The organism is Paenibacillus sp. FSL R7-269 (genome assembly GCF_000517865.1).
Classification (GTDB): Bacteria; Bacillota; Bacilli; order Paenibacillales; family Paenibacillaceae; genus Paenibacillus_AQ.
Map to the genome: position 1 here is coordinate 1 of NZ_ASPS01000080.1, position 19,572 is coordinate 19,572.

The following is a 19,572-nucleotide window of genomic DNA, read 5'->3' on the forward strand; positions in this document are numbered from 1 at the left end:
CACGGACCGGCTGATGCGGGCCGAAGCGGGCTGGCGGCAGACATGCAGGCTGCCGGGAGGACTCTTTTGCCGGATGCAGATTGTGTAGTGTCGTCTTATGCGGAACTTGGCGTACGAAGGACTGCACGATGAAGGCCGAAGGGGCCTTGGCCTGGGTATTTCTTGCCTTGGCTATTGTCTTCGAGCTGTCCGGAACGGTCTCCATGAAGCTGTCTCATGGCCTCACCCGGCCCTGGCCTTCTGTGCTGATGTTCCTATTCTACGGGATCAGCTTCACCTCGCTAAGTGTCGCACTCACCTCCATCAAGGTTGGAGTCGCTTATGCCGTATGGTCCGGGGCGGGTATCCTCCTGATTTCTCTGGCGGGGGCCTTGTTTTTCGAAGAGCGGCTATCGGGTTCCTCCCTCCTGTGGGTAACTGTGATTGTAACCGGGATTGTTGGCTTGAACATTAGCGCCAAGGGGCATTAATCTGACTTAGAAAATATTTCAAGGAGGCTTCGCTTGCCTATGGATACATCCGCCACACCGGGCGTTACTGAACCGCTGCTGACGTTCCAGGTTATAACCGACACCCATGTCACGGCCGATCCGGAGCACGAGTACAACCAGAACTTCAGACGGGCGCTTGAGGATTTGGCATTACATGCTCAAGGCAGCAGCGGGATCATGCATATTGGAGATATAACAGACCATGGCTTTCCGAACGAGTACGAGGAGGTTCAGCGTATTCTTGAGCAGCATCAGGCGTCCTTGCCGCAGCTTCGTTATACCTTGGGCAACCATGATGTCGGTCTCGGCCACTGGGAATCCCGGCTTGCGATGTATACTTCCCGCATGGGTATGCCGGGCCCCTATCATGACCACTGGATCGGCGGGTATCATTTCATCTTCCTAGGCACGGAGGAAGGGCTGCCTACGTTCTGTAATCTATCTGCTGAACAGCTTCAGTGGCTGGACCGCAAGCTTGGAGAAGGCGCACCGGACAAACCGGAGCCTGACGGGCAAATACAGCCGCACCCGGAACAGGTTCACCTGCCGGATCAGCCCGTCTTCCTCTTCCTGCACCAGCCGCTGAAGGATACGGTAGCCGGTTCGTTGGAATCTCAGGAATGGTATGGGGTCACTCAGGATCAGGAGCTGCGTACTATTCTGTCACGGCACCCGCAGACCTTACTGTTCACCGGGCATACCCACTGGGAGCTGGAGGTCAGCAACACGATGGTTCCCGGCAACGGACAGACGGCTACGATGTTCAACGCTGCTTCGGTGGCCTACCTCTGGACGGATGCGGATGAACACAAGAGCGGCAGCCAGGGCTATTATATAGAAGTCTATGCTGGTAAAGTGCTTGTACGGGGACGAGATTTCACTACGGGAACCTGGATTGAAGCGGCGCAATATGAGGCAGTCTATCCTGTTAGCGCTCTACGATAAGTTATGGAATCATTGATGTTCTACTCAAAATAAAAAGCTGTCCCAAGCAGCCATTTCATGGCTGTTGGGACAGCTTATTCGTTTATCTACTATTTAAAGGCAGGCAGCGCGATGTCAGCGTAATTATCCTCCAGGAACTTCTTCACTTCCGGGCCGCTGATCGCCTTGGCCAGCTTCTGGATGGCATCGGAATCCTTGTTGTCCTCACGGGCAACGAGGGTAATGGTGAAGGCTGAATCTTCACGCTCGGTGATCAGCGCATCCTTCTTCGGGGTCAGACCCAGCGGGCTCGCGTAGGCTGGCGTCATCGCTACCAGATCTGCATCATCCAGCATCCGGGCCAGCATCAGCAGATCGACCTCCTCGAACTTATAGTTCTTCGGATTGGCGGTAATATCGGCTTGCGTAGCCTGAATCCCTATACCATCCTTCAGCGTAATCAATCCGGCATCTGCGAACATTTGCAGGGAACGCCCAATGTTGGACGGATCATTCGCCATCACGAGCGTTGCTCCCTCCGGCAGATCGGCAATGTTCTTGAAGCGTTTGGAGTACCCGCCGTAGATGGCATCATACACAGGCTGAACGGGCACCAGCTTTGTGCCTTTGCTGGCATTGAACTGTTCCATGTAAGGGACATGCTGGAAGAAGTTCGCGTCCACCTCTTTGTTCGCCAGCGCTTCGTTCGGCTGCACGTTATCGGACAGCACGACAACCTCCATGTCCACGCCTTCTTCCTTCAGAATCGGCTTCACGATATCGAGGATATCCGTCATTGGCGGAATCAGCGAGGCTACCTTGATCTTCACAGGCCCGGTGCTGGTTGCCGCCGGTGCCTTGTCCGCTTCTTTGCTGTTGCCGCAGCCTGCAAGTGCAAGCGTCAATACAAGCAGTACCAGTGCAAACGTGGTAGTCATTCTTCTTCCTGTTCTCTTCATAATATCTCTCAAGCCCCCATTATTGTATAGTATTCTAGCGTTTGTCGAGCAGTCTGGCTAGCGTGCTTCCCGTGAATTGAATCAGCTGCACCAGTACAATCATCACGAGAATGGCGTAGATCATCACCTCGGTCTCGAAGCGCTGATACCCGTAACGGATGGCGAAATCGCCCACGCCGCCGCCGCCGACAACTCCCATTACGGTTGAAAAAGAAATGAAGCTGATCGTAGACGCAGTAAGTCCCAGCACCAGCCCTGAACGGGCCTCCACATATAGAAACTTGAAAATCATTCCCGGCTTCGATGCCCCCATCGACAATGCCGCCTCAATCGTTCCGCGCGGAACCTCTAGCAGGGACTGCTCCACCAGCCGCGAGTAATACGCAATAGCAACGATGGATAGCGGCACCGTGGCCGCTAGTGTACCGATCGCCGTACCCACAACCAGACGGGTGAACGGAATCAGCGCCACCACCAGCAGCAGGAACGGAAAGGAACGGACGACATTGACGATGCTATTGAGCACTAGAGACAGTCCTCTATTCTCATATAACTGGCCTTTGCGGCAAAAATATAGCAGCGTCCCCAGCGGAAGGCCCAGCAGCAGCGCAGCGCCTATGGCAATACCGACCATGACAAAGGTCTCTCCGATAGACTGCCACATCTGATCCTGGTATTTAAGCATGCTCTCAAACATGGGCCTCCCCCGTTCTGCCGGTGATCCGCTCCCGGAAGGAGCCTGAATGCGTTCCCGGCGGAAGGAAACCGCCCTCCCCGCGCGAGAAGGAATCTACGATCCGTCCGCCCTCCATGACGGATACCTCGGAACAGATGCTCCGCACTACATCGAGTTCATGCGTAACGATCACAATCGTTACGCCCAGGGAAGCATTGATATGGCGCAGCACCCCCAGAATATCCGCCGTGGTGCCCGGATCAAGCGCAGATGTCGGCTCATCGCACAGCAGCAGCTTCGGACTGTTCGCCAGTGCCCGGGCAATCGCTACCCGCTGGCGCTGCCCGCCGCTGAGCTGGGCCGGGTATTGCCCGGCTTTGTCCGCCAGGCCTACGAATTGCAGACATTCCTCCACCCGCTTCATCCGCTTCGCACGCGGCACTCCGGCAAGCTCTAGAGAGATCGCCACATTCCTGCTGACAGTGGCATTACCGATCAGATTGAAATGCTGAAAGATCATACCGATTCTCTGCCGCTGCCGGCGCAGCTCCTTGTCCGGCAGCTCCGTAAGCCGCTGCCCGTCAACTATAACTGTTCCTTCATCGGGCCGCTCCAGCAGATTGATCAGCCGCAGGAGCGTGGATTTGCCCGCGCCGCTGGCGCCAATAATACCGTGAATGGCACCCGCCTGGACTTCAAGCGATACCTGATCAACAGCCGTATAAGGGCCGTCCTTCAGAGTGAAGCTCTTGCTAACCTGACTCAGCGAAAGAATATGAAGCCCTCCCCTACAAACTGCCTGGACATGCTCCCTGAACCTAAGAACTTATTGTACTATAATTATTTAAAATCTGTTTCATTAAAAATCTCTTTAAATAATAAGGTATTTCTTCCGCTGTGTCATCATTTATTTCAAAATGATTACTAAGTCCTTGGAAGAGCAGAGCATTATAAGGATGCTCGTGGCTCTATGGGATTATTCAATGGAAGTAGAAAAGGGGTGCGGCCCCTGATAGGACTGCACCCCTTTTGCTATTTTGCATGGACAAGTCTATTCGCTCTGAACACTTATTCTTTCACACTACCTACATTGAGGCCCACTACGAAATACTTCTGCATGAACGGATACACCAGCAATATGGGTACGGAGGCGACCACTGTGATCGCTGCCCGGATCGAGATTGGCGTGACCATCGCTCTGGCTGAATCTTGGTCCATCCCTACCCCGTTCGAGACGTTAGGGTTCCCGTTGGAGTTCATCGTTGAAGACAACAGCTTCATCAGCTCATACTGCAGTGTACTGAGATGCTGCTTGGAGGAGGTGTAGATGAAAGCGTCGAACCAGGCATTCCAGGCTCCGACCGCCACAAACAGTGCAATCGTTGCCAGCACCGGCTTACAGAGCGGGAAGACGACCCGCATGAAGATTTTGAAATCCCCTGCGCCGTCAATTCTGGCCGATTCCATCAGGCTCTCCGGTATCGTGCCGATGTAAGTACGGATGACGATCATATTGAACGCGCTGATCATCGATGGAATAACGTAGACCCAGAAGCTGTTCAGCAGGCCCAGGTCCTTAATCAGGAAGTAGTTCGGGATCAGACCTGCGCTGAAATACATCGTCAGCACGAAGATTACCGTAATAAACTTACGGAATACATACTCTCTGCGGCTTAAGGTATAGGCCAGCATGGTGGTCAGAAAAATATTAAGCAATGTAGAAACCACTGTACGTGCCACAGAGATCAGGAAAGCATCGAAGATCGTCCCAGTGGCAAAAATTGCCTTGTAATTCTGAAAGGTCCACTGTCGTGGCCATAAGTAAATGCCGCCGCGGATCGTATCATTTCCTTCATTAAATGATACAGCAATCGTATTGATGAATGGATATAAAGTCACAACCACCAGACAGACCATGAAGACCGTATTGAAGGAAGTGAACAAAAACGGTTCAAGTCTGCCGGTGCCTAGGTTTCTTTTCGCCGTAAAGCCTGCTTGTTGCCCAGGGCTAATCTGCCGGTTATCCGCCATTATAACAACCTCTCTTCCCCAAGCCGCTTGGAAATCCCGTTAGCCATAAGCAGCAATGTCACGCTGACCACCGTTTTGAAAATCCCGCCAGCGGTTGCGAGTGAATAATTCCCTTGTGCAAGTCCGTATTTAAGCACGAAAATATCTATCGTTTCGGCCCAGTCTACTACCAGTCCGTTGCCGAGCAGGTACTGCACTTCAAAGCCTGCTTCCAGCACATGTCCTATGGACATAATCATCAGAATAACAATGGTCGCCTTGATGCCAGGCAGGGTTACATGCATCATTTTCTTGTAACGGTTCGCACCGTCAATCTCCGCAGCCTCATACAGGGCAGGGTCAATGGAAGCGATGGCTGCCAGATAGATAATGGTATTCCAGCCCACTTCCTTCCACACATGTGAAGCCCCTACGATTCCCCAGAAATACTTGCCTTCACTGAGCCACAGAATCGGCTCTTTAATCAGATGCAGCTTCATCAGAACGATATTTACAATCCCGTCATTAATGGACAACGAGGTGGCCACAATACCGGTAACGATAATCCATGATAGGAAATGGGGCAGATAGGAGATCGTCTGCACGGTTCTTTTCCAGAATACTTTCTTAATCTCGTTAAGCAGCAACGCCAGCACGATAGCTGTAACGAAGCCGAGGATCAGATTGATAACCCCCATGGCCAGCGTATTGCGCAGGACCCGAATGAAGTTATCATCGGTGAACAAAAACTTGAATTGCTTCAGTCCCACCCATTCCTGCTCGCCGAAGGACTTGGCCGGTCTGTAGTTCTGGAACGCCATGGTCCAGCCCCATACGGGAACGTAGGCAAAAAGGATAATGTAGAGCATTAAAGGCACAGACATCCAGATCAGCTGATTCTGATTCTTAATTACACGCCAGGTAATCGGCTGCTTTTTCTTCTTGTTCTTCTTCGGACGCCGGACGCCAGTATCTATTTCTAAGGTCTCATCCATATTCGTTGTCTCCTACTCCATCAAATTAATGTAAGGTGGAAGGCCGTCACCCGGCCTTCCACCTTCTAAAACCCGGTACCAGACCTTAGGTTATTTACTCCAGTTCTCGATTCTCCACTTAATCTGCTCATTGATCTTGTCTTCGTAAGCCTTCACATTGGCTTTCTCGATCTGTTCCGTATAATCGGTCCATACGGAATCGAATTCGGCCGGCTTGGCAAGAATGGCTTTCGGCAGGAACTTGGTCTGCAGCTCATTTAGCTTGGTACTGGCAATTTTGGCATCCGAGCCTTCAATCAGATCGATGGACCAGGCAGGATAATAAACAGGGTTTGGCGGCGGATCGCTGAAGAAGTCCACGTAGGAGTTGAAGCCATAGGCATCCAGAACTTCCTTATCGAACGGCTTCAGACCTGCTTTGTACTCTTCAGGCTGAGCAGCGGCATCTGTGGAGTTGCCGTCGCTGAAGCTTCCTTCTGTTTTAGGCAGATACTCAAACAGTGACTTCGCTTTGTTGCCAAGCTGCCATGTAGCATCGGCTGCATCATCACGCTGCTTCTGGGTTCTCATGAATCTGCCGTTCTCAACGATATAATCCTCGCCTTCCACACCCCATGAGAACAGCTTCTGCCACTTCTCATCCATCAGGGTGTCGAGCAGCTTGATAATCTTCACCGGATCTTTGGCATTAATGCTGATGCCGAAGCCGTTGTTGAGGTTGAGCACCGCAAGATCGCGGTAGTGGTCTTTGGTCGACTCATCGTATACCAGCGGAAGACCTACATAAGTGCGTTCGATTTTATTCTGGGTCGTTAGTGAATCCTCAGCAGCGTTGAAGTTCCAGTGCTGGTCAAACATCCCCAGAACGGTTCCGCTGGACAGCTTTGCCATATACTGGTCGTAGTTCTGCACGAAGGTTTCCTTGTCGATAATGCCCTTTTCGTTCATCTCGTTCAGCTTCTGATAGTACTGCTTGGCATAATCCTTATTGGCAAATACCTCGGCTACGCCGTCATTTACAACTACGCCGCCATCATTCGGATGTCCGATCAGATGCTGCGGAGCGTTGAACAGCCCCCAGTTTTTCCAGTCATAGTTCAGAATTTCGAACCCGATGGTCGGGCTTCCGTCAATCTTTGGATACTTTGCTTTATATTGCTCAATCAGGTCAAAGTACTGATCCAGTGTCTTAACCTTCGGATAGTTGAATTCCTTAAGCACTGCTTTTTGAATCCAGAAGGCCGGTCCCGAATACCATGAGCTGTTGACCTTACCGTTATATACACCGTAGTTAGGCAGAATATAAATATGTCCGTCATTCGGGTCCTTCATCATGTTCCAATAGTCTGCATAATGCGCTTTCAAGTTCGGCGCATATTGTTCAATCAGATCCTCAAGCGGGATATAAGCCCCTGCTGCTGTAAGCTTGGTACTTCCGGTCATAAGGTCCGGATAATCCTGACCTGCAATCATAACGCCCAGCTTCTGGTTAATGTCGCCTGCTAAGAATTCCATATCGAAGCTGGCACCGGTCTCCTCTTTGATCTTCTTGTAGATCTTGTTATCCGGTGTCGGCTGTTGCCCGGCTACACCGATAAATGCGCTAACCTTGAACGGTTCAATTTTTCCTCCCGTGTTAGATGAAGCAGAATCCGTTGCAGTTGTCTCCTTAGCTTTGTCAGTTGAAGCAGCATTCTTGTCGTTGCCTCCGCCGCAGCCTGACAACGCGAAGCTAAGGGTTAATAAAGCAACCAGGGAATACTTAAACGTCACTTTCGACTTGCCCCCCATAAAGCACCTCCATAGTGTATTGTCTTTATTTTGTAAGCACTTACACAAGTAAATTATAGAGGTGAACAGACCGCTAAAATACGACCGAACTAAAGGTGTACCCCCGAAAATTTTAGAACTTGGCATGCCGGTACTCATTCGGGCCCATGTGCAGCTCCTTCTCGAACCGTTTTAGAAACTGTCCGTAATTGGCATAACCGACACGTTCGGCAATCTCTGAGAGCTTCAGCCTGCTCCCGCGCAGGAGCTCAGCTGCCGCCTGAATCCGCAGATGATGCAGCTGCTCATTGAAGGTCATCCCGTTCTTCTTAATCAATAGCTGCCCCAGGTATACCGGATGCAGGAAGAAGATCTCGGCCAGCTTCTGAATGCTAAGGCTCTCCTGATAATGCTCCCCGATGTACTGGTTGATCTCCCGGACAATCCCATGCGACTTATAGTTCTGCTCACGCACTAACAGATCTATGGCCTTCCCGCCGTAGGACAATAGGCGGCTGAGCAGCCCGTTCAGCGGGGTCATCGCCTGCTGAATCTCTGATACCTCAACACCCGAGGCTATCCCGCCCTCTTCGCCTGCGGCCTCTGCCCCGGGTGCGAGTGCGAATATCCGGTACATGAGGTGGATTACGAATTTGCGCACCACCTCTGGCGCCACCTGCTGTTCCCGGAAGCTGCGGGCCGCCGCCTCCAGTGCCTCGCGGTAGCCGTCCGCGTCCAGAAGATTCACGCAATCCAGCAGAGCATCCATCAGTCCGATATGGTCGTAGTGATAACTGAAGGGCTTATTCTGCACCCCGCTGTAAGCCAGCACCCCTGCCTGCTCCGGCTCGTAAAAGAAATGCAGCAGGGTCTCTTTGGCCCGGCCATAACTACCCTTTATGGACAACAAGGAGTCCTCCGGGGTTCCCAGTGCGATATGGACATTCCCTCCCCTGTACTCACCCAACAGAGTATTCAGCACTTCAGCTATTCCGCCAGCGTCCCCGCTGCCTGCCGTCATCCCGTACACGATCCCGAGCAATCCCGCCTCCAGATCGATCGTCACCACTGCCTTATATCCGGCCAGCAGGGAGACTGCACGGCTCCTCACCTCTGTATACAGCTCCGGGACCGTCCGGATCAGGCAAACATTCCAGGAAAGACTCTCCTTGAAGCCGGGCAGAGTCTCCAGCCATTCCATAAGCTCGGGTTCTTCCTTTTTGCCATATAACAGCCCCTTGATTAAGGTTGCCGCCTCTTCCCCGGAAGCGGTCTCATGGATTCTTCGGCGGTTCGCCTCCTGCTCCAGCTCCAGGCGGATCTCCCGCAGCTCCTCGGTAGCCTCCTCCGGGAAGACCGGCTTCAGCAGATAGTGATTGATTCCGTAGCTGATGGCTGTGCGGGCATATTCGAACTCACTGTAGCCGCTCAGAATGACGAACTTCGTCGAATCCGTCCCCTCCTGCCGCCACTCCCCGATCATCTCCAGACCATTCATCAGAGGCATATGGATATCGGTAATGACCAGATCCGGCTGAAGCTGCTTCATCATCTGCAGCCCCTCCCGGCCGTTGCCGCAGGTTCCGCACAGCTCGAAGCCCAGCTCCTGCCAATCGATCCACATCTCCATACCTTCCAGAGCGCTAGGCTCGTCATCGATTAATAACACTTTGTATTTCATCGTCTATACCTCTCTTTCCGGGGAATAATTCTGCTCAAGCAGCTTCAGGGGAATGCCAAAGGTCACTACGGTTCCCTGATCCGGCGTACTGGATATCTCGAAGCGCACCTGATCTGCGTAATTCAGCTCCAGCCTGCGGTATACATTGCGAATCCCGATGTGGGTGCCCGAGTAATCCTCCTTGCGGACCGCGAACATCAGCTCCTTCAGCTTCTCCGGATCCATGCCCTTACCATTGTCGGATACTGTAATCTGCAGCCTGTTATCCAGCACGGCCGCAGCCACCTTGATTATCCCCAGCCCCTCAATCGTCTGCAGACCGTGCTTGCAGGAATTCTCGACCAGCGGCTGCATGCTCAGCTTCGGAATTTTATAGTCCAGGGACTGCTCATCAATCTCAAAGGTATAGTCGAATTTATCCCTGAACCTGAATTTCTCAATCCTCAGATACATGTCGATAAATGCGATCTCCTCGCGCACCGACACCAGATCCTCCTTCCAGCTCAGCAGTCTGCGCAGCAGCTTCGACAGGCTTTTTACAATATCGGTGACATCGTTATATTTGTTCTTGGTGCAGACCACCAGAATCGCATTCAGCGTGTTGAACAGGAAGTGGGGGTTCATCTGGCTCTGCAGGAAATTCAGCTCCGCCCTGACGCGCTCCATCTCCAGGTTCTTGCTCTGGATCTCCAGCTTGTACACATCATTGATCAGGGAATGGATTCTGGAGGTCATCCGGTTAAAATTGTGGATTAGCCCGCCGATCTCATCCCGGCCCTCATCGATGGCAATCAGCTCGAACTTCTCGTTCGTCACCTTCTGCATGTGCCGGGCCAGGCGTTTCACCCGGTAATTATAGGAGCGCAGCATGATATATATGAATATGCTGGTCAACAGAGTAAGCGTTGTCGCTAGGCCCGCTGCGTACAGACGGATATCGAGAACCGCCTGGGAGATCCGCTCCCCCTGCGTAATTCCGACAATCCGCCAGCCTTTGAGATAATTCGCCGTCCCTACAGCCATTACCCGCACTCCCTCGCTGTCGTCCTGGCTGTCCCCCCACTGATCGAATACCGGATAGGGATTATCTGTAACGTGCTGATAGCCGCTGTCCGCTGACATCACAATCTTGTTCTCCCCATTGATCAGATACAGGCTCAGGTAATCCCGTTCCCGGACGATAATGTCATAGATCTCACTGATGTCCAGATCAATCCGCAGCACCTTCTCATAGCTGTTCAGATTACGGTAATTGTCCATGGTCTCAATAATGCTGAGCGTAGGGGTGGACGAGGCCAGATTCTTGTTCTCCGTCGTCCGGTAAGCCGCAACATATACCTGGGTGGTGGCCTTCTTCGCCTGCTGGTACCAGTCACTTAACCATACTTTATCGTTCATCACCTGATAATTGCCCCCGGATACAACCGTCTGGTTGTTCGTGTATATACTGATTCGTTCCAGCTGATTATTAACAGGCATATAACTGTTCATCCGGTCTCTTAGCTGTTCGTTGAACATGCTGTAGAACTCGATAGAGTCCGTATAGGTGCGGTCCAGCATCTCGTACAGGTTCTTATCCGCAGCCAGCGTGTAGCCGACAGAGACCCCCCCTTCAATAAAATCATGAATGTCCTTCCGCGCCCGTTCCATGGAAATCTCCAGATTCTGCTGCTCCCTCGATTTGATGAGATCCGTAATCCGCTCCAGGAATACCAGATTCAGCACCATGATCGGCAGGAGCACACCCACAATGTAGATGAGATAGAACTTGTAGCTTAGCGGAATATCATTGACGATGGTGCCGAATTTAAACCGTTTTGTCGCCATCCCTCACACACACCCGGCTTTCCTATCATTATAGAATTTATAAGATTTCGGGGTCCCCGCAAAGTACCTGAGTAACCTTCGAAGCCAAAGCCCCGCTTTGTGGGGTTATCTTAAAATATAAGAATGTATTGGTTTCAAACCATTCATTTATCCTTCTATTTCTCGCTGAAACGGTACCGTCCTTATAAAAGGATGGCAAGGCCGTTTCCACTTAGAGCTGTTTATTGTTGTGGGCATTCTTGTACACCGAAGGTGATGAACCCACCTTATTCTTGAACTTGTCGATGAAATAATCGGTATTGGAAAAACCCACCTGCACCGCGATATCCGATATCTTGAGCTGCGTGCGCTTGAGCAGGCTCTTGGCTGCTTCGATCCGCTTCTCATTCAGATAATCGCTGAAGCTGCGCCCCGTCTCCTTGCGGAACAGCTGGCCCAGATAGGCCGAATTCATATGAAACTGCCGGGCGAGGTCCTGGAGCTGCAGCTTGCTGCGGAATTCCAGATCCACGTATTGAATCACATTATAAATGGTGTTCCCCTCGTTGTTGGCCCGTAGCTCGGTGAGGTACGCCGCTGTCTCCAGGCAGAGCCGGTCCACATACAGGCTGAGCTTGTAATAATCCGTGAGTCCGCCCAGGTTGCCGTACTCCTTGTGCATCGCACACATGATCTGGTCGGGATCTCCCTGCATCTCGGTAATGCTCCGGCATAAGGTCATCTCCAGATGGGCTACCTCGGCCTGTGCAGCTTCAATACTCACCCTCTTGGCAGTCATGGCTGCGAAGGCTTCCCTGGCAGCGGCCCGGATTCTCTCCGGCACGCCTTCCTTCACCTCATCCAGCACACGCGTAAAGTGCCCGTCTGTGAATTCCGGAGACAAGCGGGCAGTACGCAAATCGTTGTAGTAGAAAATTCCGCCCCGCTCCTTCCGGTACTTGAGCCCCCAGACCTCAAGCGTCTGGGTGTACAGCTCCTGGATGGAGCGCAGGCCGTTTCCCCGGCTGCTGATCATTACAGCCACCGGCAACCCCAGCTTCTCTGACTGCACCTTCTGCACCTGGGCGGCGGCTGCCTCCAGCGCTTCCGGGGACAGTCCGGCTGAGCGAACCAGGAGTCCGGCCCTTCCGGCCGGGTCGTGGAACACATAGCCCAGGTGATCCGGGAAACCCTCGGTATCGCCTTCGTTCAGGCTCACCGTCCCTGAACCTGAGATGGCAGCAGCCAGAATACACTGCAGCTCTGTATCAGGCTGAAGCCCCAACAGACCGGAGGCGGCATGTTCCAGCTCCTCACTCCAATCCCCCTGGACACAACGGCTGATCAGATTATGTACCAGGATATTGTGCTTCTTCTGCCCCTCTAATCTGGAAGCGTTTTCACGTTGGATAATAGCACGGATCTTCCCCAGCAGTTCCTCAATCTCCTCATCATCCACCGGCTTCAGCAGGTAGCCGTCCACCTTATGACGCAGCGCAATCCGGGCATAGTTGAAATCGTCATACCCGCTCAGGATCACGAACCGGGGCGGAGGGTCCACCGTCTCCTTCACCGCCGCAATCAGTTCCAGGCCGCTCATCACCGGAAGATTGATATCCGTCAGCAGCAGATCCGGTCTGTGCTCCCGGATCAGCCGCAGCGCATCCCCGGCGCTAAGCGCTTCGGCGCATACCTCGAATCCGGATTTCTCCCAGTTCACCATCGTCCTGAGTCCTTCCAGAACCCAAGGTTCATCGTCTACAATCATGACTTTCAGCATGAGCTCTGCCCCCATCTCAATATCTAAATTTGGTAAGTAATAGAATTACAAGTAATGCTAACATACAAGTTCAATCATGTGAATGTTAACTTAAAAATCAAAGCTTGGTCCTCACTGCGGTGAACATTTGGACTTTCGGCCGCTGTTATATTTGGACTTCCTTGTGGGAACTGCTCCTCGCGGTAGAAATCCAAATATAGCCTATGCTTACGATGCGAGCTTTCCTTCGAAAAGCTTTCAAGAAATCGCTACCGCTCCTCCAGTTCCAAATTTCCCCTGTGTATCAACTCACCTTCTCAGCGGCACATTGTATTCGGTTTTTCACATACATTCTAGGCTCCTCATTTTAAATGCATCTGAGCACTTATGCCCCACTGTATACATCCAGAACAGTGGAGGTAATAACTTCCCGGAAGACAAAAAAGACGCCCAACCGCACCGGATGTTTTCCCCTGAAAACATCCGGTGCGAGGCGACCTCATAAAAAGCGCTTAAATATAATTAGTATCTGTATTATCCCTTTTCCTCTTCTCCCAGCTCCGCCCGCAGCTTCAGAAACACCTGATAACTACGCTCCGCGACCTCAGAAATGGCGATCGGGTGGAAGCCTGGCAGATCCGCATACAGCAGGTCGTTCAGCGGAGCGGTCCACTTAACCGGCAGCTTGGCAGCACCCAGCTTCGCTCCCATAATAGAGCCAACGGTAGCCCCGTTGCAGTCGGTGTCCATTCCGGCTGATACGGAGGTGACCACTACTTTCTCAAAGTCGTCGCCGCCGTAGATCAACGAGGCCGCCACAATGGCAGCGTTGTTGTTCGTATGCACCGGGTCGTAATGGCTGAACTCGTTCCAGAGGGTGCTGACCAGTTCACGTTCACTCTTTGCCTGCTGTGCAATTTCTACGCCCCTCAGCACATCCTTAGCCAATCTGCTTGTCTGCGGAATCTCGCTCAGGCCGATCTGCACAATCTCTTGATTGCTGAGGCCTGCGAATGCCGCTGAGATCATCGCGGCATTGAACATTTCGCCGTAGATTCCGTTCTTCACATGCGAGAAGGAGGCATCCCGCCAGCCCAGCTCTGCCGCCAGCTGGGGATGTCCGGCCGCTCCATAAGCCAGGGCATCCGCGCGGATCGCCGCACCGATCCATTCCCGGTACGGATTCAGATGCATCCGTACCCGCTCCTGCCGCAGCGGCCAGTCCGCCGGCTTCTCCCCGTGCAGATGGGAGGTCTCCTGAGCAAAGTTCATATAGCTCTGCGTTTCCGCCGTGCAGACCTGACTGTAGGTCAGATGGCCGTGCCACAGTTTGCCGATATCCCAGGAGTCCCAGTTCAGCCCTTTTTGCTCCAGCAGTATCAGGCCAAGCACGGTATAACGAATATCATCATCGCTCTCCATGTAGCTGATCTTCTCGCGCGTGCTGGTGAATGACCAGTCGCTTAAGCCCAGGCCATATTCCTTCCTTGCCGTGGAATGCTCAGGAGTATAACCTGTAATCGGCCAGGCATCCGCACCGCGGAACCACAGCTCGATATTCTCCCAGCCGGTCCGGCCATCCTTCCCGTAGAGATAGTCCCAATATTCCAGCGGCTTGCCCAGCGCGCAGCCTACACTCCGCCCGAGCCAGGCGCCGTAGAACCTGTCTCTCCACTGGTCCGCCGTCCAGTCCACCGCAAGCTTGCGCGGACCCTCCGGGCGAAGCTGTCTGATCGCTTCCAGATCCGACGGCTCCTGGTAAGGAAAGCTTGTATCCACGGGAAGTGCCATCAGCTCCCGGTATACCTCCATCAGCTTGTCCTCATCGCTCCCGGCTGCATCCAGCTTCTCCGCCAGGCTGCCCGGCTGGCAGCCTTCCTCGATCCGCTGCTGCAGCTCGAACCTTACCGTCTCCTGCAGACGTTCCCAGCCTGCCATCTGCTAAGCTTCTCCTGCCGGCGACTCGAGCTGCCGGTCTAACCGGTCCAACGAATCGAACAGCAGCTTGATGAAGGCTTCGCGGTCCACACCAAGCAGTACCTCCGTATTCGCAGGCTGGTCCGGCTTCTTGCGGCGGTCGGCCACGGTCATGCCGCGGGTAAGCTTGCCTTCGGTCTCTACCGTTACATACAGGTGCTCGGATTCGAACAGCTCCGGGTGCAGCAGCCAGGCAATGGCGCAAGGGTCATGCAGTGCATTGCCGACAAAGCCCATTTTCTTCCCGTAGATCGAATAGAAATCCAGCAGCTCGCCGACCATGACGGACACGGGGCCGCGCGTCTTAAGCTCCTGAATCTCCTCTTCGAAGATCGCCGCCTTATCTGTCACATCCAGTCCGCTCATGACAATTGGAATGCCAGATTCAAAAACGATCCGCGCCGCTTCCGGGTCCACATAAATATTAAACTCCGCTGTCCGGGTCACATTGCCGTAAGCCAGCCCGCCGCCCATTAGCGAGATCTTCTCGATCCGCTCCTTCACTTCCGGGTAAGCGGTAATCAGCAGGGCGATATTCGTCAGCGGGGCGGTAGGCACCAGGGTGATCTTCTCTTCCGAAGCGCGGATAATCTCCAGCATGAATTCTACTGCTCCCTGCTCTACCGGCTTGAACTTGCTCGCTGGCAGCGCCGGGCCGTCCATGCCGGACTCCCCGTGGGCTTCCTCCCCGGTAACAAGCTTGCCCAGCAGCGGCGCCGCCGCTCCCTTGGCCACCGGAATATCTGCATTTACAAAGCTGAGAATCTTGAGCGCGTTGTCGGTAATTTTATCCAGAATCTGATTGCCGCCAACAGTTGTAATCCCCCGGATATCCAGCTCTCCCGGATGTGCCAGCGCAAGTAGAATGGCAATCGCGTCGTCATGCCCCGGATCGCAGTCAATAATGATAGGTGTTGGCATCGTTGTCGCTCCCTTGTAGGTTGATCTTTGCTAATTATTTCGTAACAGTAGCCTTAAGCTTCTTATTCTTCTTCCGTGTCTCGGAGATGGCGTAGATGATCAGGCCGATGACCGTTGCCACATAAGGTAGCGTAGCGATTAGCTCAGCTGGAATTTTCAGCACCTGAAGGGCATTGGAGAGCGCGTCGGCTGCGCCGAAGAGCAGTGAGGTCAGCGCTGTGCCCACGGTGGTGCTCCGGCCCATGGATTCGGCAGCGATTGCAATCCAGCCCCGGCCAGCGATCATATCGCGGGTGAACAGTGACAAGTAGCCCATCGACATATAGGCTCCGCCCAGACTGGCGAAGAAGCCGCTGAGCAGCAGTGCACTATACTGAATGCGGACCACACTGACGCCTACGGACTGGGCCGCGTGCGGATTCTCGCCTACGGAGCGGATTCGCAATCCCAGCGGTGTACGGTTGAGCAGATAATAGACTACGAGCACTGACAATATAGAGAAATACGTCAGAATGTGGTGCCCCGACAGAATCGGGCCCAGCACCGGAATATCCTGCAGGAGCGGAATATTCACACTCGGCAACACTTTACTCGCTAAGGAGGTGGAAGATCCTTTGTCGCCGCTCAGCAGATACAGAATAAATACCGTACCCCCGGAGGCGAACATATTGATCGCCACCCCGCCCAGAATAATATGGGTCTTGAATTTCAAGGTGAAAAAGGCCAGAATCCCCGCAATCAGCGTACCCGACAGCACCGCCCCAAGCAGTCCCACCCAGGCGCTCTGCGTATACGCGCTCACAATAACCCCGGCCAGCGCCGAGACCAGCATGATCCCTTCCATCCCGATGTTGATAATTCCGGCACGGTTCGAGATCAGCGCCCCCAGTGCAGCGAACAGTATCGGCGTGGTTACACGCAGGACAGAGAAGGCAAAATCCGTCGTCAGTATGACATTCAGCAGACTGTTCATGCTTCCTTCGCCTCCTTCAGCAGCATGCGGTTCTTCCAGAACTTGAGGAACTGCTCAGCAGATATCAGCAGAATAATGACAGCCTGAATGATCGAAATCATCTCGGACGGCACATCGGAGAGGCGCGACATCATATCGGCGCCAATGCGGATATAGGCCAGGAAGAGCGCCGAGACAATGACGGAGAACGGATTATTCTTGGCCAGCATGGCCACCAGCGCACCATCCATACCGTAGCCCGGCAAGGAGGTCCACTGAAACCGGCTGTACATCCCGAGCACCTCCACCGAGCCGCCCATACCGGCAATGAACCCGGCGATCAGATGGACCAGAATGATCACCTTGGCCGTCTTCATCCCCGAATAACGGGCGAAATCCCGGTTAACCCCGGTCATCCGCAGCTCGTAGCCCCATTTGGTCTTGTAGAGGAATAGATGGGCCAATACGATAAGCACCAGCACAATAATAAGTCCGGTGTGAATCCGCGTCCCTGCAAACAGCTTGCTGAGCTGGGCCGTTTTCTCAAATTTAAAAGAAACGTTGGCAAACGCCTTGGCATCCCGCAGATGATAGTTCAGCAAGTACAGCCCCACCCCGAACAGGATGTTATTGAACATCAGAGAGGTCACCAGCTCATTCGCATTCCACTTGGCCTTGAGAATACCGGGGATGGCCGAGAGCAGCGCCCCCACGATGGAGCCTGCAAGAATCGCCACTACCGGATGGAACCAGCTGTTCAGGCTGAGATGAATCGCCAGTGCAGTAGTCACCACTCCGGAGAAATAAAAGATTCCTTCTGCCCCCAGGTTGAACATATTGGCCCGGAACAGCAGGGAGACCGCAAGTCCGGTGAACATCAGCGGGATCGCCATTTCAATGACGTTGCCGATATGGCCCTTCGTGGACAACGGCTCCCAGAGGAAGATTCCGATCGTCTTCACCGGGTGGTCACTGACCAGCGAGATGATCAGGAACGCGATAATAAGTGCAATGACGATGACCGCCGCTGTGCGGATCGCCTCGAAATATTTGACTTTAAACATGATTTGCGGCCCTCCCGGTCTGCTCTTTGTCCTGCCGGTTAATTCCCAGCATGTAGAGCCCCAGCTCTTCCTCACCGACTGCCGACGGATGTTCGAAATACGCCACAATCTGGCCCTCATACATCACAAGAAGACTGTCGCTCAGCTCCAGAATTTCATTCAGATCTGCCGATACCAGCAGCGTCGCACAGTTCGCCGAACGCAGCTCCAGCAGCTTCTGGTGAATGAACTGGGCAGCCCCGATGTCCACGCCCCGGGTCGGCTGCTCGGCGATCAGCAGCTGCGGATTCGTGGAACACTCCCTGGCTACGACCACCTTCTGCATGTTACCGCCGGACAGCATGCCGATCGGCTGCTGCGGACCGGAGCACCGCACCTTGAATTCCTCCACCAGCGCAGAGGCCAGCGCAGCAATTCTGGACCCGTGCAAAAATGGCCCTTTATTCATATCCTTCTGACGGTAGCGCGTGGAGATCAGATTGTCGGCAATGCTGGCCTCTCCGGCAGAGCCCTGACGCATCCGGTCCTCAGGGATATAGGATACCCCCAGGTTGCGGATGTCCAGAATATCCAGCTCACGGATATCCTTCCCCTTCACCTGTACCGACCCGCTGCCGCCAACCCCTCGCAGGCCGCCGGTCAGCGCCTCGATCAGCTGCGTCTGTCCGTTCCCTTCAACGCCGGCGATGCCGACAATCTGGCCTTCACGGACCGAGAAGCTGATCTCGGAGAGCAGCGCTTTGCCCTGGCTGTCTGAGACGCTCAGCCCTTCCACCGCAAGCACCGGCTTGCCGTAGGGAAGATCGCTTTTGTCGTACTTCAGGACCACATCCCGGCCAACCATCAGCCGTGAGATCTCCTGCTCCGTTACTTCCTTGGTCTCGAAGACGCCTTCGCTCCGCCCGCCGCGCATGATGGTAATCCGGTCACAGATGGCCTTGACCTCCTTCAGCTTGTGCGAGATGAACACAATCGTGTGTCCCTGCTCTTTAAGCTGCTGCAGCTCATGGAACAGCTCCTCTGTCTCCTGCGGAGTCAGCACCGCTGTCGGCTCATCGAGGATGAGAATTTTGGCCCCGCGCACCAGCGCCTTCAGAATTTCCACCTTCTGCTTCATGCCGACGCTTAGGTCCTCGACCTTCGCCTTGGCATTCACTGAGAGATTATATTTACGTGCAGTTGCTTCCGTCAGGCGTACGGCCTCTGCATAATTGAAGCCCACGCCCCTCTTCGGCTCCATACCCAGCACCATATTCTCCGCCACCGTAAAAGAAGGCACCAGCATGAAATGCTGATGCACCATACCAATGCCGCGGTCAATCGCGTCCTGCGGAGACTGTAGCTTCACTTGTTCTCCCCGAATGTAGAGCCCGCCTTCGCTTGGGCTCTCCATTCCGAACATAATTTTCATCAGAGTCGATTTACCGGCTCCGTTCTCACCCGCAATCGCATGGATCTCGCCTTCGCGCAGAGAGAACTCAACATCCTTGTTGGCAACCACACCGTTCGGATACACTTTGGTGATTCCCCGCATTTCCAGCAGAGCATTTGCCATGGGTCATCAACGCCTTTCAACCAAAGTTTTAT

General features: G+C 53.6%; 17 protein-coding genes. 2 read left to right on the forward strand and 15 right to left on the reverse strand.

Annotated elements, in window-relative coordinates; translation table 11 throughout:
- Positions 1-205, reverse strand: a 205-nt coding sequence (locus C162_RS37140) for a hypothetical protein (protein ID WP_235218558.1), incomplete at its 3' end; no start/stop codon positions are given.
- Here C162_RS37140 and C162_RS28490 point away from each other — a divergent pair.
- On the forward strand, positions 204-470 hold the full coding sequence (locus C162_RS28490) for a DMT family transporter (protein ID WP_442792481.1): 267 nt from the start codon (positions 204-206) through the stop codon (positions 468-470). The genes C162_RS37140 and C162_RS28490 overlap by 2 nt on opposite strands.
- Positions 471-509: 39 nt before the next feature.
- Positions 510-1,436 (forward strand): metallophosphoesterase family protein, encoded by a 927-nt coding sequence (locus tag C162_RS28495; protein ID WP_036700348.1) that lies wholly within the window; start codon positions 510-512, stop codon positions 1,434-1,436.
- A gap of 89 nt (positions 1,437-1,525) precedes the next feature.
- Here C162_RS28495 and C162_RS28500 read toward each other — a convergent pair whose 3' ends face one another.
- From C162_RS28500 to C162_RS28565, 14 genes are all read right to left on the reverse strand, one after another.
- Complete coding sequence (locus C162_RS28500) at positions 1,526-2,353, reverse strand: MetQ/NlpA family ABC transporter substrate-binding protein (protein WP_036700350.1); 828 nt, start codon at positions 2,351-2,353, stop codon at positions 1,526-1,528.
- Positions 2,354-2,408: 55 nt separating this feature from the next.
- On the reverse strand, positions 2,409-3,071 hold the full coding sequence (locus C162_RS28505) for a methionine ABC transporter permease (RefSeq protein ID WP_036700352.1): 663 nt from the start codon (positions 3,069-3,071) through the stop codon (positions 2,409-2,411).
- Positions 3,064-3,825, reverse strand: coding sequence for a methionine ABC transporter ATP-binding protein (locus tag C162_RS34735; RefSeq protein WP_084649077.1), 762 nt, complete (start codon positions 3,823-3,825; stop codon positions 3,064-3,066). Before C162_RS34735 ends, C162_RS28505 begins: the two co-directional genes overlap by 8 nt.
- A gap of 293 nt (positions 3,826-4,118) precedes the next feature.
- On the reverse strand, positions 4,119-5,081 hold the full coding sequence (locus tag C162_RS28515) for a carbohydrate ABC transporter permease (protein WP_036700355.1): 963 nt from the start codon (positions 5,079-5,081) through the stop codon (positions 4,119-4,121).
- Complete coding sequence (locus C162_RS28520; RefSeq protein ID WP_036700357.1) at positions 5,081-6,055, reverse strand: ABC transporter permease; 975 nt, start codon at positions 6,053-6,055, stop codon at positions 5,081-5,083. The genes C162_RS28515 and C162_RS28520 overlap by 1 nt, the downstream gene beginning before the upstream one ends.
- 90 nt (positions 6,056-6,145) lie before the next feature.
- Positions 6,146-7,846: a sugar ABC transporter substrate-binding protein gene (locus C162_RS28525; RefSeq protein WP_036700360.1), complete on the reverse strand. Its 1,701-nt coding sequence runs from the start codon at positions 7,844-7,846 to the stop codon at positions 6,146-6,148.
- 112 nt (positions 7,847-7,958) lie between these two features.
- The gene (locus tag C162_RS28530; protein WP_036700363.1) at positions 7,959-9,506 is read right to left on the reverse strand and encodes a response regulator transcription factor; all 1,548 of its coding nucleotides are present in this window, start codon (positions 9,504-9,506) and stop codon (positions 7,959-7,961) included.
- Positions 9,507-9,509: 3 nt separating this feature from the next.
- On the reverse strand, positions 9,510-11,333 hold the full coding sequence (locus C162_RS28535; protein WP_036700366.1) for a cache domain-containing sensor histidine kinase: 1,824 nt from the start codon (positions 11,331-11,333) through the stop codon (positions 9,510-9,512).
- Positions 11,334-11,544: 211 nt separating this feature from the next.
- Positions 11,545-13,092, reverse strand: coding sequence for a response regulator transcription factor (locus C162_RS28540; protein WP_036700369.1), 1,548 nt, complete (start codon positions 13,090-13,092; stop codon positions 11,545-11,547).
- Between the two features lie 513 nt (positions 13,093-13,605).
- Entirely contained in the window at positions 13,606-15,009 is a 1,404-nt protein-coding gene (locus C162_RS28545; RefSeq protein WP_036700371.1) for an ADP-ribosylglycohydrolase family protein, read from the reverse strand.
- Between the two features lie 3 nt (positions 15,010-15,012).
- Positions 15,013-15,969 carry a nucleoside hydrolase gene (locus C162_RS28550; RefSeq protein ID WP_036700373.1) on the reverse strand — a complete coding sequence of 319 codons (957 nt, stop codon included), beginning with the start codon at positions 15,967-15,969 and terminating at the stop codon, positions 15,013-15,015.
- A gap of 34 nt (positions 15,970-16,003) precedes the next feature.
- A complete protein-coding gene (locus tag C162_RS28555; protein ID WP_036700375.1) occupies positions 16,004-16,942 on the reverse strand; it encodes an ABC transporter permease in 939 nt (312 codons plus the stop codon).
- On the reverse strand, positions 16,939-17,985 hold the full coding sequence (locus tag C162_RS28560) for an ABC transporter permease (RefSeq protein ID WP_036700383.1): 1,047 nt from the start codon (positions 17,983-17,985) through the stop codon (positions 16,939-16,941). Before C162_RS28560 ends, C162_RS28555 begins: the two co-directional genes overlap by 4 nt.
- Positions 17,978-19,540, reverse strand: a complete 1,563-nt coding sequence (locus C162_RS28565; RefSeq protein ID WP_036700385.1) for an ABC transporter ATP-binding protein — start codon at positions 19,538-19,540, stop codon at positions 17,978-17,980. Before C162_RS28565 ends, C162_RS28560 begins: the two co-directional genes overlap by 8 nt.
- Positions 19,541-19,572: the final 32 nt, after the last annotated feature.